Consider the following 14,129-nt stretch of genomic DNA (forward strand, 5'->3'; position numbering starts at 1 on the left):
AAAATGATGATATGAGTAAATGGAGGGTGATGACAGAATGAAAAAATTTACGGTTTTATTTTTGAGTTTAATCCTTTTAGCTGCTTGCGGAACCGCGGAGGAACAGCAAGGAACTTCAGAAGAACAGCAAACATCTGAGCAAGGAAGTACGTTTGCTGCTGAATGTACGAATGTACAAGATAAGGCTTTACGTCAACTTGAGTCAGATAATGGATGTCCGACAGTTGAAATGGTTACCTCTATGGGTACAATTACAATAGAGTTATACCCTGATATTGCCCCAAAGGCTGTAGAAAACTTTATGACGCATAGCAAAAACGGTTATTATGATGGTCTTACGTTCCACCGAGTTATGAATGAGTTTATGATTCAAGGTGGGGACCCGTTAGGAACAGGTACAGGCGGGGAAAGTATTTATGGTGAGTCGTTTGAAGATGAATTCTCAGATAAAGTGATGCATCTCAGAGGAGCTTTATCCATGGCAAACTCAGGCCCCAATTCAAATGGTAGCCAATTCTTCATTGTACAAAAGACAGGTATTGAAGCAGAACTTTTAGCACAAATGAAGGATGCGAAATTCCCAGAAGATCTATCAAAGGCTTATGAAGAAAATGGCGGAACACCATGGTTGGATAACCGTCACACAGTATTTGGACAGGTAATAGAAGGCTTAGATGTGGTAGATGCTATTGCTGCCGTTGAAGTAGATGCTCAGTCCAGTAAACCTTTAGAAACCGTTACAATTGAATCAATAAATGTGAAAGAATAACATTCATTAACACCATAGGAGTGTTGAACATGAACTTAGTTGCAGGACTATTTTTATATTTTCCTCAGGATAAAACAGAGTACATTCCAGCAGCGTTTTCTTTTCTTATTTTTATGATTATGGCCGTTTTTGTTTTTAGATTAATCATTAAAGTGTCACGAAAAGAGTTAAACAAACAAAAAGAAGCAGAAGAACGTATGAAGAAATGGAATGAAGAAAATCAGAGAGAGAAATAAAAGTTATGACACACGATTTCTAGATGAGATCGTGTGTTTTTTTGTTTTTGATTGGAAAGCTCTTACCGACTAAAGTGGATATTAATGGTAAGATACATATATCAAAAAATAGTTATCCGTTATTTAAAACTATTAAAGGGGGATAAAAACCTTGATTCGTTATCCAGTACTGAGAGAGGATATAACAATTGGCGTTACTGCTCCATCTTCTGGGGTACCAAATGAATTACATGAATTATTAAATACGACACTAACAAGCTTGGAAAAGAAGGGTTTTCACATTGTATGTGGCGAAACCCCTTGGACTCAGGTTCAGGCAAAGTCCGCCCCTGCTAAAAAGCGCGCTGAAGAGTTGATGCAGATGATGCAAAATGAGAAGATTGACCTCATTATACCTCCATGGGGTGGAGAACTTCTGATTGAAATCCTTGAACATCTCGACTTTGACCAGATACAGAATAAGTGGATATTAGGTTACTCGGATACAAGTTTATTATTGTTAGCTATTACTTTGAAGACAGGTTTAGCAACTGCCCATGGAACCAACTTGGTTGATTTAAGAGGAGAATATTCAGATGATACGACCGGCATGTGGCAGACTGTATTGAAAACAAGGATAAATGAATCGGTTATTCAGCAATCGTCAGAGAAATATCAAAAGAAATGGAAGCATGACCAACCTACTCCTCACATATTTCATTTAACAGAACAAACTTATTGGAAGTCCATAGATACCAAAAAAGTAAAAATAGAAGGAAGATTGCTTGGTGGATGCATTGATGTAATTAGACACTTAGTAGGTACACCATTTGGGGATGTTCAGAGGTTTAGAGAGAGCTATATTAAGGGTGATCCTATCATCTGGTTCCTTGAAAATTGTGAGCTTTCTATTACTGACTTACGTAGGTCCCTGGTACAAATGAAATTAGCTGGTTGGTTTAAAGGTTGTGAAGCTATTATGTTCGGTAGAAGCCCAGCTAATAAACCTGTTCAAGATTATACCGTGGAAGATGTATATAAAGAGCTTTCTGAAGAACTTCAAATCCCTATTCTTTATGATATTGATTGCGGTCATGTTCCTCCACAGGTCACATTGATCAATGGGGCATATGCTAAAATTGAAGTAGAAGATGGACATGGGACGGTTCTACAAACCTTTATATAAGCATGTGAATAAAGAGCTTTAGCTAAAGCTAAGAGGTAAAGCAGACTTAGAGACATACTCTAAGTCTTTTTGTTGCGTGTTTAGGATCAAATCTAAATTGCGAAAGTAAGCAGGGTTTTCAGCTTAATTCCCTCTAATATCGTTTAAACGCTTTCTGAAATGGACAAGATACGAAAAAAAGGACTTTTGGGGGTAACTAGGATGAAGAAATGGATTTTACTTATTGGGTCTGCCATGCTTTTAAGTGGATGTGCGGAAACAAGGCCATCTAAGATTGATATTGAATTGAAGAACGCAGACGGAGACAGTCATGGTTACGCAACTTTAACAGAGAAGGCGGATGGCTTACAAGTTACAGTTGCATTAACCGGCCTAGAGCCTGGTCCCCATGCCATACATTTTCATGAAAAAGGGGTTTGTGAGGGACCAAATTTTGAATCAGCTGGAGGACATTATAACCCAGACGACAAGGATCATGGTCTACTTAATCCTGACGGAGCTCATGCAGGGGACTTGCCGAACATAGTGGCAGAGCCAGATGGTACTGTAAAGGCTGAGTTTATGGCAAATGGAGTGACATTAAAGGAAGGTAGAACAACGTTATTTATTAAAGAGGGAACGTCTTTAATTGTTCATGAAAAGGCAGATGACGGAATGAGTCAACCAGCGGGCGATGCTGGAAAACGAATAGCCTGTGGAGTAATAAACCTAGAAGAGCAAAAGAAAAATAAAGACAAGCCAGGTAAAGCAGAAGAGATGAAAGAAGAAGAGGAAAGTAAGTAAGAGCGTCGAATAAAAAGAGAAGGCTGTTTTCATTAATAACTCTAGAAAAGAGCCTAGAATACATACTATGGGGAGGGCTCAACCATGAAAGTGATTAAAGAAAACAGAGACTATGGCCTTTTTTTATTAGACGATGGGGTAACTATCTTTCACCCAGCTTGACCTACATCCGTTTGGAACATCGGGGATGTTCGTGATATTAATACAAGAAGAAGATTAACGGATGATGAAGTCAGAACCTATCTAGAAATCATCGCACCAGAGTTACCATGGCAGCAAGCAAAAGAAGAGCTATGGAAAGACTGTAGCTTGTTAGGAAGTCCAGGTACAAAAGAAAAAGAAAAGAATATTCAAAAGGCAATATTAGAAGACGGGAAAGAAATTAGTTGAAATCAGGGCCTAGGGTCCTGGTTTTTTTCTATACTTACAAGCTGTGCAAGAAAGAGGTTGATTTTATTGAATTGTGGTATGATAAGAAAAAAACTGTAAGGTGAGTATGATGGACAATATAAATGTAAGGCTCTATGAGGCTCTCTTAGAATGGGATCCCTTTCAAATTGGTACAGGTAATTATGACCCTGAATTTGCAGATATCATTCAGGCTGTGCACGAATACGATGAAGTATATAAACTAGTTGAGCGAATTCAAGAGATATTTGAATTCTCTTTTGATCAGGTACCACCTAAAAAAGAATCTGTAAAAATGGCAACCATTCTTATTAATATGAAGAATGATGAGTCATGTACACTAAACTAAACTAAAGAACACTGAAAATTTCAGTGTTCTTTAGTTTGTATCTAGTATTCTGAATTGCCTCATTTAATAAGAGAGTGATTCGGTAGAGCTATCTACTAAAAACCTTTTGATATAAGAGTAAATCTGATCTGGTCGTTCCTCAGGGATTAAATGGCCCGTTCTGTCTAGAACGATTAATTTTGATCTTCGTAGATCCTTGTTCAATCTTTTGCCTACCTGTAACGGTACTACCCGGTCTTCACTTCCCCATATTAATAAACATTCCGTATTGATCTGCTGCAATTGCTCTGGACTTAAATCCGCTTCTCGATGTCGTATAAGTCTTGCTAGACCTGGGAAAATCCGTGAATTAGTAAACGGTTGTTCATATCCGTTCATCATCTCTTCGTCAATCATTGAGGAATCATACACTACGTTTAATAGGTTCTCCTTAACACCTTTTTTTGCGAGCCAGCGCTTTAAATATGAAGGAAAGAATGGCATGTACGTGAACATGCGGATCGTCCATTTTGAGCGATCTAAGTATGAAGAGCTACATAGTAAAACACCTTTCTCTACAAGTTCAGGTCGTTGCTTCATAATGTGTAAACACAGCTGTCCTCCCATAGAATGACCAGCGAGGATACATTTTCGTATTTGTAAATGCTCTAATAGTTTCACTACAATCGTTGCAATATTTTCATACGTGTACACAAATTTTTTGGATTTTCCACTTTTACCGAAGGGAGGAAAATCAATAGCGATTACATTAAAGTTTTGGGTTAACAATGGGATAAGCCTTCTAAAACTAAAGGTCGAAGAGAGAAAACCGTGTATAAGAACAATGGTCGGAGAATCTGGTGTTGCGTTGGTCGTGTATTTCTCATAATACATCTGGAGTCCGTCAACCGTGATGGTGAAATGTTGAGGGTCGTTTGCGGTCATGTTCTTCACCCTATCTGTTTTTATAGGTATTTTTCTCAAATACTGGATATTTAAAAATAAAAAAGGACAAGTTTACTTAAAAACTTGTCCAATAAAAGGGGGGAATACTAGAAAACCTTATCAACAATATAGCCAAGATTCCTAAAATTTAAACGTAGTTCACATTTTTTTGCAACAATTGCTTGGCATCTTTCGTTATATTTATGAAAGGGCAGAGATCAAAGGTAAATCGTCCAAACGCCATAGTATTGAACTATTGAATAAAGCCTTACTAAATAAATATTTTCAGAGAAATGGGGGGAAATCCGATGAATGAAGAAGAGTTAATACTAAAAGCAAAGCAAGGAAACAACATGGCTTTTCAACAATTAATTGAGTTGTATTATCCTATTGTTGAACGCTTTGCCTACCAGTTAGGTAATCGTAGAGATGAAATAGATGACATTACTCAGGAAGTGTTTATACGGGTCTATCGATTTTTAGACCAGTTTTCAAAAGCAAAGTTTACAACCTGGTTGTACAAAATCACGCTAAATGTTACGAGGGATATGGCTCGAAAGAAAACGCAAAATGAACGTAAACTTTTTAAAATTCAACTTCAGCCTGTGGATGATTATCCCGAGGTGGAGGCATCACTTTTACAGAATGAAGAAGACCGACTGCTTCATATTAGCATTCAACGGTTAAATGAAAAGTATCGAGTACCGATTATCTTATTTTATTTCCATGATAAAAAATATGAGGAAATTGCCGAGATTCTCTCTATTAGTCTATCTTCCGTGAAAACAAGACTACTGAGAGGAAAAACCATGTTAAAGAAACTAATGGAAGAGGAAGAAAGAAAGGGTGGTGAAAGATAATGGATCCATTAGAAAAGCGATTACGTCAACTTAAAGATTCTTATGAAGAGATTCCTACAATCAATAAGGCAAGTCAAATTATGGATCGCATCCAAAAGACAGAATTGCAAAAGAAGCGTAAAGGCTGGAAGACCCAGCTACCATATGTAGCGAGCTTTATGGGTGTATTACTAATAGGTGGAATCCTCGTCGTGCAATTACTCGCTAGTCCTGAATCTAGTCCTAGTCCAGGTGACTCACCTAACACAGAAGAGGAATCCTCTAATGTAGAACCTAATGAAAAAGTGACAGCAGAAGAGATTGCAAAGAAGCATGAAGAGCTTGAAGCCTATTATAACGAGCAGAAACTAGCATTTGAAAAGATAGAATTTATATCTATTTCTAATGCAGAAGAAATAGAGCATATCCTTAAAGCGAAAACACTTGTCGAACAATCGGCTTCTCTTGACCCCAAGAATTTTGAAGATAGTACCGATCTCGAGAAGACCTTTAGTGATTTAAAAAGTATAGTTCAAGATAGCTTTGAACTTCCGAAGCAAGACTTCCAACAAATCAATGAAAATACAGATTTTCTGATAATCATGGAGAAACAGGAGAATTTCTTGAGTTACTTAGATGAGCAACTACGAAACTATAGTGTAGAGTTCTCACAGAAGTTGAGTCAGGATTTCTTTGAAGGATTGGATATGTTAAATCAATTAAATGTTAAGGACCCTGAAATACGAGCCTTCGCCGAAGAAGTCATTCAAAACGGATATATTTTTATTAATTCTGGTGGTGAAGGTCAATACGGTACAAGAATTAACTATCAATACTATCTGAATGAATTTGGAACAATGTTAGATCCAGTTGTTAAAGAATTTGCAGAGTTAATGATTAAAAGAACAGCCATGGATGGAGCAATTATTCCAACTTGGGAGGAACTAGGGAATAGACTTATCCAACTCGAGGAACTAAAGAATAGTTATGAAGGTTCTAGTAGCGTAATCAATGATGCATATCAATTTGACCTAAATCTTTATCTAAACGGTGCAGATAGTTCTCGGGCCTTTATTAATGGTAAACTAGACCCTGAACTACAAAAGAGCTATGAATACATCTTGGCTAATCATAAAGATACAGAAACCTATACTATTGTAAAAGAATATTATGATCTCTTGGAAAAGGGTAATTTTAAAGAAGAAGCAGTCGCTGACTATAATAAGTAATCTCATGCTTTTTTGATAAACATCCCCTCCTATGGTATAATTTTATATTGCGTATATAAGACAGATTAAAATATAACAATAGGAGTGTTTCGGATGTCTGAGAAAATTGAAGTGGGAAGCGTATTAAGTGGGAAGGTAACAGGCATTCAGCCCTATGGTGCGTTTGTTGCTCTAGATGAAAATACACAAGGACTTGTGCATATTTCAGAAATTAAGCATGGTTTTGTAAAGGATGTTAGCGAACATTTAACAGTAGGGGACGAAGTAAAGGTAAAGGTTCTTTCAATCGATGAAGAAGCGGGGAAAATTAGTCTTTCCATTCGCGCAACAGAGAAGGCTCCAGAAAAAGCACCGTTACAAAAGATTATTAAACGTAATAGTGAGAAGCTGAACACAGAGGCTCATGGATTTAATACGCTTAAAGATAAGTTAGAAGAATGGATTGAGAAATCCGACGATCGTGAAAACTTATTAAAGAAATAAATTAAAACAGGTAAGAAGCGAATGGCTTCTTACCTGTTTTATTTATTCTTCCAGAATTTATCTAGTTGGTCTAGCTTCTGGACTTGTTTCAACTTCTTTCCATGGTTTGAATAGAAGGCCAAGATTGATTAATCCAGAGATTCCTACAAGACCATATACGATTCTTGATAGGGCAGCATCTTGTCCACCGAAGATGGCAGCAACTAGGTCAAATTGGAAAAATCCAATTAATCCCCAGTTTATTGCACCGATTATTGTAAGAGCTAAAGCAAGGCGTTGAATTGTACTCATCATGTTACCTCCTTAGTGTATGGTTAAAATAACTTCAAGATTATGATGAGTATTATTGAATATTTTTATACATACTTAAGAGAGTCACTTTCCTTTACAAGGTTATGTACTGTCATACATAATAAAAGTATGAAAGAAATGGGGAGGTAGTTTAACGATGGAACAATTTACTTTTCACAATCCAACTAAGCTGATTTTTGGTAAAGATACATTATCTCAGCTTAAAAAAGAAATTCCTACATATGGAAAAAAGGTACTTCTTGTTTATGGTGGAGGAAGTATTAAAAGAAACGGACTTTATGACCGTGTTCTTGCCGCTTTAGAAGAAGTCGGTGCTGAAGTACATGAGCTTTCAGGAGTAGAACCAAACCCACGTCTAACAACTGCAAAAAAAGGAATTGAAATTTGTAAAAATGAAGGTATAGATGTGTTGCTTGCAGTGGGTGGAGGCAGTGTTATCGATTGCACGAAACTTATCGCTGCTGGCGCAAAATATGACGGAGATGCATGGGATCTCGTAACAAGAAAAGCTGTTGCCAATGAAGCATTACCATTTGGAACAGTATTAACTCTTGCTGCAACAGGTTCAGAAATGAACGCTGGATCTGTTATTACAAATTGGGAAACAAATGAGAAATATGGTTGGGGTAGCGCTGAAACGTTCCCAAGATTCTCGATCCTTGATCCAGTACATACATTCACAGTTCCACAAGATCAAACGGTGTATGGAATCGTAGATATGATGTCTCACGTTTTTGAGCATTACTTCCATAACGCGACAAACACTCCATTACAAGATCGTCTGTGCGAATCAATTTTAACTACGGTCATGGAAGCTGGACCTAAATTAGTAAATGATTTAGAAAATTATGAGCTACGTGAAACGATTCTTTACTGTGGAACAATGGCACTAAACGGTATGGTTTCAATGGGATATCGTGGAGACTGGGCTTCGCATGGTATTGAGCACGCCGTATCAGCCGTATATGACATTCCTCATGCAGGCGGATTAGCGATTCTTTTCCCTAACTGGATGAAACATACATTAGATAAGGATGTCAGCCGAAATGCGCAACTAGCCGTTCGAGTATTTGGTGTAAATCCTGAAGGGAAAACAGACCGCGAAGTAGCTTTAGAAGGGATCGATAAGCTAAGAGAGTTCTGGAATAGCATTGGTGCTCCATCAAGATTAGCTGATTACGAAATCGGTGATGACCAGCTAGACCTTGTAGCAGATAAAGCAATGTCTAGAGGACCATTCGGTGGGTATCAAACACTACAAAAAGAAGACGTATTATCAATTTTACGAGCATCTTTATAAGAAATAATGGGCCTAATACAATTATTGAACTGTATTAGGCTTTTTCTATGGAGAGCAACAGGTTATTTCAATAAGAATATTGAGTATTCCACGATTTTTTTCCTTATTTCACGAAAAATAAAGTTATTCCACGATTTTTTCCATAAATCCACGAAAAAAAGAATTATTTCACAATCTCTCATTTAATAGAAAGCAACGCAAAAAAATTAATACTAAACCAAATAAAGAAATTGTATCCGTTTCCAATATATCCATGCTATTGCTTTAATGAGAGGGTTTCGGGTAAAGTGAAAGAGGAAATACTGATACATATAAAGGAGGTTTTCTAATTGACACATATTAAGTTTGATTATTCCAAAGCGTTATCCTTTTTTGGAGAACATGAACTTACATATTTAAGTGATGCCGTAAAGGTAGCTCACCATTCTTTACATGAAAAAACAGGTGCAGGTAATGATTATGTAGGGTGGATTGACCTACCTACGCAATATGACCGCGAGGAATTCTCAAGAATTTTAGCGAGTGCAGAGAAGATTAAGTCTGATTCAGATGTACTACTTGTTGTAGGAATTGGTGGATCTTATTTAGGGGCACGTGCTGCCATTGAAATGCTAAACCACTCTTTCTATAACGCGTTAACAAAAGAGCAGAGAAAGACACCACAGGTCCTATTTGTTGGTAACAATATTAGCTCTACTTACTTAAAAGATGTAATGGATCTACTAGAAGATAAAGATTTCTCAGTAAATGTTATCTCTAAATCAGGAACAACGACAGAACCAGCGATTGCGTTCCGTATTTTCCGTAAGCTTCTAGAAGAAAAGTATGGTAAAGAGGAAGCAAGAAAAAGAATTTATGCGACAACTGATCAAGCGCGTGGAGCACTAAAGACGTTAGCCATGGAAGAGGGCTATGAGTCGTTCATTATACCTGACGATGTGGGTGGAAGATATTCAGTATTGACTGCAGTTGGATTACTTCCTATTGCTGTTAGTGGAGCGAATATTGAAGAGATGATGAAAGGCGCGGCTCAAGCTAGTGAAGATTTTGGTCACTCTGAGCTTACTGAAAATGCTGCCTATCAATATGCTGCTGTTCGAAATGTTCTATATAACAAAGGCAAAACCATTGAAATGCTTATTAATTATGAGCCAGGCCTTCAGTATTTTGCCGAGTGGTGGAAGCAGTTATTTGGGGAGAGTGAAGGAAAAGATCAAAAAGGAATTTTCCCTTCATCGGCTAACTTCTCAACAGATCTTCATTCACTAGGACAATATGTTCAAGAAGGTCGTCGTGATTTATTTGAAACAATTCTTTACGTTGAAAAATCTCGTCATGAACTGATTATTGAAGAAGAGGCTCAGGACTTAGATGGTCTTAACTACCTTGCGGGTAAATCAGTAGATTTTGTTAATAAGAAGGCGTTTGAAGGTACATTACTAGCCCATACAGACGGTGGAGTTCCAAATCTTATTGTAGAACTTCCTGAACTTAATGAATACACGTTTGGCTATTTAGTATACTTCTTTGAAAAGGCTTGTGCGATGAGTGGCTATTTATTAGGAGTCAATCCATTCGATCAACCTGGTGTAGAAGCTTATAAAGTAAATATGTTTGCTTTACTTGGTAAAGAAGGCTTTGAAGAAAAACGTGCTGAGCTAGAAAAAAGATTAAAATAATTATGTTAAAAAGGACTCGGATTCGAGTCCTTTTTGTCTATACAAAATTCCCCATTTTATGTCGCCATCATAATTTCTACTCTACCTGGTTAACCTAAAATTAGTCTGAATAGAGGAGATGGTTTTCATGATAGAGGTACCTTCTCGCTTAGAGGGTCAGTCTTTTAGTTTATATAGATTGGAACAAGAGCTTAAACCACTTGGGTATGATATCGGTGGTAATTGGGATTATGATCATGGTTATTTTGATTACAAAATTGATGACGAGGTAGGTTATCAATTCTTGCGAGTTCCATTTAAGGCAATTGATGGGCAGTTAGATTCCCAAAATGCTACTGTCCAATTACAAAGACCTTTCTTACTTTCACACAAGTACCAGATTGGACTGGATGATTATGTATCTGTTTGGAATAAATCAGCTACGTTTAATCAATTCTCAGAACCACAAGATCCCGATGCAACGTTTCCAGAAAAATATATTGACTTAGGTCAATCACTTGTAAAAGAGTTAGAAGATCTATTATTACAAGATTAATGTTTGATGACTAAAAGCTCATCATCTTCTTGAATAATAAAAGTAGGGGATGGATTAATGTAAGATTCATCTCCTCTTTTTATACCGATCGGCAAAATATGTACCACTATTAATTGGTTGATAATGTCATGGTAACTTTGTCCAACTTCTTTCGTTGTAGCCTTTATGTATTCAATCTTATTTCCAGCCAAATGATCTAGCATAACAAGCAGGGTTTCTGAAATACCGTGAGAGACAATACTGTTAGTAATAACAAAACTTGAAAGTCTGTTTGTTTCTACAACTTCCTCTGCTCCGGCACGTTTGGCGTTAATGATCTGCTTTTGGGTTAAAATCTCGACAATTGTATAAATGCTAGGATTTAGGCCCTTTGCAGTGACTAATGTTAAAATAGTCGCCATATCCGCATGTACTTCATTCTTACTTTGATCTGCAGAAATAACAATCATCTCAGCATCCGCGATATTAGCACGTTGGAGAGTATCGTCATGTGTAGGATTACCTTTAATAAAGGTGACATTCCCGAATGAAACCGGATTTCTTGTAAGGCTTTCATCAATTAAGACAATCGAAAGCTGTCCTTTTGTATGACATAACTGATGAAGCGTTTCTTTTATACGCTCATTCCACCCAACTAAAACGATATGATTCTTGCCCTTGAATGTAGTTGCTCCCTCCAGATACGAGTTCTGTTTCGTTACAGTTGCTTTGGATAAAGAAGCAAAATATAAAGTCATAAAGCCAGTGCCTACAAGTATCAGCATAATCCCAACAATCCTACCAATTTTGGTTTCTGGTGAATAATCTCCATATCCCACGGTCGATACCGTCACGATTGCCCACCAAACTCCTTCAAAGATAGTTGGAAATTTTAATGGTTCAACAAAATGAATAATAGAACCAAACACAAAGATAGATGATAATGCCAAAAGAACAAGTCTCGCAACAAGAGGTAGCCTTAAATAAGAGATAAATATCGATTGTAGTCTCATCATCCGTACCTCTTATTTAGACTTTTCTTTTGTCTTTTCAATCTGATCGAGGGGGAGAAGTGAGAGGATCTCTTTAATAATTTTGTTAATTCGTTCATCAATTTCCTTTTCACCATATACACCTTTTGCTTTTTCAATAATCTCGATGGTGTCATCTTCAAAAGCAATGAGGCTTTTATCTGCTTCTGCATCATTATAAAGTTGAATGATTACATCAAGGCCTTCATTTAATTTGTCAATTGAGTCACTAAGAGACTGCTTCTCCTGATCGTTAACCTTCATATTCTCACCTCAGTTTATATTGTTTCCATATCTTGTGACCCTCATAACCTCGATTAATTTGAATACCTCGTATGAAAGTAAAAATTAGAAACATAATAAATGTTGTTAATGGAAAATGAAGGGAAGATTAACACTCTTCCTATTAAAAGCTTAGGAGTGAGCATAATGGAATTAAACCGAGTTAAACAAATTGTATCTTCTCCTGCAGAAATCACAGTAAGGTATCATGGGGTGCCAGTATGGATTCAAAGTGTTGATGAAAATGCAAACACAGCAAGAGTTCATACACATTCTAAGCCAGAAGAGGAAATGGATATACCTGTTGGAGAATTAGTAGAGGAATAAGGCAGAGAAAAGATAACAGCAGCGGCTACTGTTATCTTTTCTTATTAATAGAACAAAAAATAAGCTTCACTCCTCCAACTCATAGAAGAAAAGTAAGGTTACATAATCACATATTAGTGCCTGGAAAAGCCTTTTCAATCTACTAACTATTCTAATTTTTCATATCCATAAGAATGATTTTATATTATGATAGGAATGGAAGAAATAATTAACGAGTAAGGCGGGAATATAAATGGAGGTTTATGTTGCAAAACAGCCCATTTTTAATGATAAAGAGAACGTAATTGCATATGAACTGCTACATAGAAACAGTCAGTACAATCAATATTCCCATACCGATGGAGATCAAGCTACTACTGACGTCATTGTAAACAGCTTCTTGAATATTGGCTTAGGTGAACTTTCAAATGGTAAGCCTTGCTTTATTAACTTTACAGAGAATCTTTTAAAGCTAAAGGTACCGACCTACTTTACACCACTTTCCATCGTAGTGGAAATATTAGAGAATGTAAAAGCGACTGATGAAGTGATTCAGATTTGCAAAGAACTAAAATCACTTGGCTATACTATTGCTCTAGACGACTTTTTCCTTCTACATGGTGATGATAAAATCCTTTCACTCTTGCATTATGTGGATATCGTAAAAATTGATTTCCGCTCTACAACTAGAGCTGCTAGAAATCAATTGATGGAATACTTACATCCGTACAAACTGCAATATCTTGCGGAAAAAGTTGAGACAAGAGAAGAATACGAGGAAGCGAAGCAGGACGGATACAGTTACTTCCAAGGCTACTTCTTTAGTAAGCCGATTATACTTCAGAGTCATGATATCCCTTCATACTATTATTCTTATTTACTAGTGCTTGAAGAATTGGATATGCCTGTCCCAGATATCGATCATATAACAGAAGTAATAGAAAAGGATTTATCCATTTCCTATAAACTGTTAAAGCTAATTAAATCTCCAACCATTCGACCTAAGTATGAGATTAGTTCCATCAAGCAAGCGGTGGTGTTACTTGGACTTATTGAGATTAAGAAGTGGATTTATGTTTTAGCGATTAAAGGTGCAAACAATAATGGTCAAGACGTGACATCTAAAGAAATCATCCACTTGAGTTTAACAAGAGCGAAACTCGGTGAGTTGATTGCTAATTTTCAGGGCGACCGCATGAACAGTTCTAAATATTTCCTACTCGGGATGTTCTCATTGGTTGATTCAATCCTTCATGTTCCGATTGATAAAATCTTATCAGAACTTCCTCTAGCTACAGACATTAGAGAAGCTCTACTAGGAGAAGAGAATGAGCTGAAAGTTGTGCTGGATACAATTAAGTCGGTGGAAAGAATGCAACTGGATAGTGACGCGGTTATGCAAATAGCTCCCACTCTTAAGGAAGACGACTTATTCTCTTTATATGCAGAAGCAAATGTATGGGCAAATAAGTTAATAAAAGAAGTAGATGACCAAGAAGAGAAGAATACCCAGTAGATGC

17 protein-coding genes are annotated in these 14,129 nt (G+C 36.9%); 13 read left to right on the forward strand and 4 right to left on the reverse strand.

All coding sequences use genetic code 11. The features are described from left to right. Positions 1-37: 37 nt before the first annotated feature. The 5 genes from LT143_RS18740 (at position 38) to LT143_RS18760 (ending at position 3,710) form a co-directional block, all read left to right on the forward strand. Positions 38-769 carry a peptidylprolyl isomerase gene (locus tag LT143_RS18740; protein ID WP_246945771.1) on the forward strand — a complete coding sequence of 244 codons (732 nt, stop codon included), beginning with the start codon at positions 38-40 and terminating at the stop codon, positions 767-769. Positions 770-798: 29 nt separating this feature from the next. Beyond that, entirely contained in the window at positions 799-1,005 is a 207-nt protein-coding gene (locus LT143_RS18745) for a hypothetical protein (protein ID WP_246945774.1), read from the forward strand. A 151-nt stretch (positions 1,006-1,156) separates the two neighbouring features. Next, entirely contained in the window at positions 1,157-2,170 is a 1,014-nt protein-coding gene (locus LT143_RS18750) for a S66 family peptidase (protein ID WP_246945776.1), read from the forward strand. A gap of 201 nt (positions 2,171-2,371) precedes the next feature. Further along, entirely contained in the window at positions 2,372-2,953 is a 582-nt protein-coding gene (locus LT143_RS18755) for a superoxide dismutase family protein (RefSeq protein ID WP_246945778.1), read from the forward strand. 499 nt (positions 2,954-3,452) lie between these two features. Continuing rightward, complete coding sequence (locus tag LT143_RS18760) at positions 3,453-3,710, forward strand: DUF1871 family protein (RefSeq protein ID WP_246945780.1); 258 nt, start codon at positions 3,453-3,455, stop codon at positions 3,708-3,710. Positions 3,711-3,773: 63 nt separating this feature from the next. Here the strand turns inward: LT143_RS18760 and LT143_RS18765 are convergent, their stop codons facing one another. Continuing rightward, positions 3,774-4,634 (reverse strand): alpha/beta fold hydrolase, encoded by an 861-nt coding sequence (locus LT143_RS18765; protein WP_246945782.1) that lies wholly within the window; start codon positions 4,632-4,634, stop codon positions 3,774-3,776. Between the two features lie 308 nt (positions 4,635-4,942). Here LT143_RS18765 and LT143_RS18770 point away from each other — a divergent pair, with 308 nt between their 5' ends. From LT143_RS18770 to yugI, 3 genes are all read left to right on the forward strand, one after another. Next, positions 4,943-5,494, forward strand: a complete 552-nt coding sequence (locus tag LT143_RS18770) for an RNA polymerase sigma factor (protein WP_246945784.1) — start codon at positions 4,943-4,945, stop codon at positions 5,492-5,494. Next, positions 5,494-6,702 (forward strand): hypothetical protein, encoded by a 1,209-nt coding sequence (locus LT143_RS18775; RefSeq protein ID WP_246945786.1) that lies wholly within the window; start codon positions 5,494-5,496, stop codon positions 6,700-6,702. The genes LT143_RS18770 and LT143_RS18775 overlap by 1 nt, the downstream gene beginning before the upstream one ends. Before the next feature lie 93 nt (positions 6,703-6,795). Then, on the forward strand, positions 6,796-7,185 hold the full coding sequence (gene yugI, locus LT143_RS18780) for a S1 domain-containing post-transcriptional regulator GSP13 (protein WP_246945788.1): 390 nt from the start codon (positions 6,796-6,798) through the stop codon (positions 7,183-7,185). Positions 7,186-7,242: 57 nt separating this feature from the next. Here the strand turns inward: yugI and LT143_RS18785 are convergent, their stop codons facing one another. Next, the gene (locus tag LT143_RS18785) at positions 7,243-7,476 is read right to left on the reverse strand and encodes a DUF378 domain-containing protein (protein ID WP_163179530.1); all 234 of its coding nucleotides are present in this window, start codon (positions 7,474-7,476) and stop codon (positions 7,243-7,245) included. 157 nt (positions 7,477-7,633) lie between these two features. Between LT143_RS18785 and LT143_RS18790 the strand changes: the two genes are divergently transcribed. The 3 genes from LT143_RS18790 to LT143_RS18800 all read left to right on the forward strand — a co-directional run bounded on the left by LT143_RS18790 (position 7,634) and on the right by LT143_RS18800 (position 11,011). Then, the gene (locus tag LT143_RS18790) at positions 7,634-8,797 is read left to right on the forward strand and encodes an iron-containing alcohol dehydrogenase (RefSeq protein WP_246945790.1); all 1,164 of its coding nucleotides are present in this window, start codon (positions 7,634-7,636) and stop codon (positions 8,795-8,797) included. A 329-nt stretch (positions 8,798-9,126) separates the two neighbouring features. Beyond that, positions 9,127-10,476 (forward strand): glucose-6-phosphate isomerase, encoded by a 1,350-nt coding sequence (locus LT143_RS18795; RefSeq protein WP_246945792.1) that lies wholly within the window; start codon positions 9,127-9,129, stop codon positions 10,474-10,476. A 127-nt stretch (positions 10,477-10,603) separates the two neighbouring features. Then, positions 10,604-11,011, forward strand: coding sequence for a YugN-like family protein (locus tag LT143_RS18800; RefSeq protein ID WP_246945794.1), 408 nt, complete (start codon positions 10,604-10,606; stop codon positions 11,009-11,011). Here LT143_RS18800 and LT143_RS18805 read toward each other — a convergent pair. Beyond that, positions 11,008-12,003 carry a potassium channel family protein gene (locus LT143_RS18805; protein WP_246945797.1) on the reverse strand — a complete coding sequence of 332 codons (996 nt, stop codon included), beginning with the start codon at positions 12,001-12,003 and terminating at the stop codon, positions 11,008-11,010. The genes LT143_RS18800 and LT143_RS18805 overlap by 4 nt on opposite strands. A gap of 12 nt (positions 12,004-12,015) precedes the next feature. Beyond that, on the reverse strand, positions 12,016-12,285 hold the full coding sequence (locus LT143_RS18810) for an atypical membrane-integrating protein (Mistic protein) (protein ID WP_246945802.1): 270 nt from the start codon (positions 12,283-12,285) through the stop codon (positions 12,016-12,018). 165 nt (positions 12,286-12,450) lie between these two features. Between LT143_RS18810 and LT143_RS18815 the strand changes: the two genes are divergently transcribed. Next, positions 12,451-12,630 carry an H-type small acid-soluble spore protein gene (locus LT143_RS18815; RefSeq protein ID WP_246945805.1) on the forward strand — a complete coding sequence of 60 codons (180 nt, stop codon included), beginning with the start codon at positions 12,451-12,453 and terminating at the stop codon, positions 12,628-12,630. A gap of 232 nt (positions 12,631-12,862) precedes the next feature. After that, complete coding sequence (locus LT143_RS18820; protein WP_246945808.1) at positions 12,863-14,125, forward strand: EAL and HDOD domain-containing protein; 1,263 nt, start codon at positions 12,863-12,865, stop codon at positions 14,123-14,125. Positions 14,126-14,129 lie beyond the last annotated feature (4 nt).

The organism is Bacillus pinisoli (assembly GCF_023036475.1).
GTDB classification, from domain to species: Bacteria; Bacillota; Bacilli; order Bacillales; family SA4; genus Bacillus_BS; species Bacillus_BS pinisoli.

Bases quoted from the DNA above. Each gene is read 5' to 3' on its own strand.
- LT143_RS18800 (WP_246945794.1), top strand. From the start codon at position 10,604: ATGATAGAGGTACCTTCTCGCTTAGAGGGTCAGTCTTTTAGTTTATAT.
- LT143_RS18765 (WP_246945782.1), bottom strand. From the start codon at position 4,634: ATGACCGCAAACGACCCTCAACATTTCACCATCACGGTTGACGGACTC.
- LT143_RS18760 (WP_246945780.1), top strand. From the start codon at position 3,453: ATGGACAATATAAATGTAAGGCTCTATGAGGCTCTCTTAGAATGGGAT.
- LT143_RS18775 (WP_246945786.1), top strand. From the start codon at position 5,494: ATGGATCCATTAGAAAAGCGATTACGTCAACTTAAAGATTCTTATGAA.
- LT143_RS18820 (WP_246945808.1), top strand. From the start codon at position 12,863: ATGGAGGTTTATGTTGCAAAACAGCCCATTTTTAATGATAAAGAGAAC.
- LT143_RS18740 (WP_246945771.1), top strand. From the start codon at position 38: ATGAAAAAATTTACGGTTTTATTTTTGAGTTTAATCCTTTTAGCTGCT.
- LT143_RS18790 (WP_246945790.1), top strand. From the start codon at position 7,634: ATGGAACAATTTACTTTTCACAATCCAACTAAGCTGATTTTTGGTAAA.
- LT143_RS18785 (WP_163179530.1), bottom strand. From the start codon at position 7,476: ATGAGTACAATTCAACGCCTTGCTTTAGCTCTTACAATAATCGGTGCA.
- LT143_RS18755 (WP_246945778.1), top strand. From the start codon at position 2,372: ATGAAGAAATGGATTTTACTTATTGGGTCTGCCATGCTTTTAAGTGGA.
- LT143_RS18805 (WP_246945797.1), bottom strand. From the start codon at position 12,003: ATGAGACTACAATCGATATTTATCTCTTATTTAAGGCTACCTCTTGTT.
- yugI (WP_246945788.1), top strand. From the start codon at position 6,796: ATGTCTGAGAAAATTGAAGTGGGAAGCGTATTAAGTGGGAAGGTAACA.
- LT143_RS18815 (WP_246945805.1), top strand. From the start codon at position 12,451: ATGGAATTAAACCGAGTTAAACAAATTGTATCTTCTCCTGCAGAAATC.
- LT143_RS18810 (WP_246945802.1), bottom strand. From the start codon at position 12,285: ATGAAGGTTAACGATCAGGAGAAGCAGTCTCTTAGTGACTCAATTGAC.
- LT143_RS18770 (WP_246945784.1), top strand. From the start codon at position 4,943: ATGAATGAAGAAGAGTTAATACTAAAAGCAAAGCAAGGAAACAACATG.
- LT143_RS18745 (WP_246945774.1), top strand. From the start codon at position 799: ATGAACTTAGTTGCAGGACTATTTTTATATTTTCCTCAGGATAAAACA.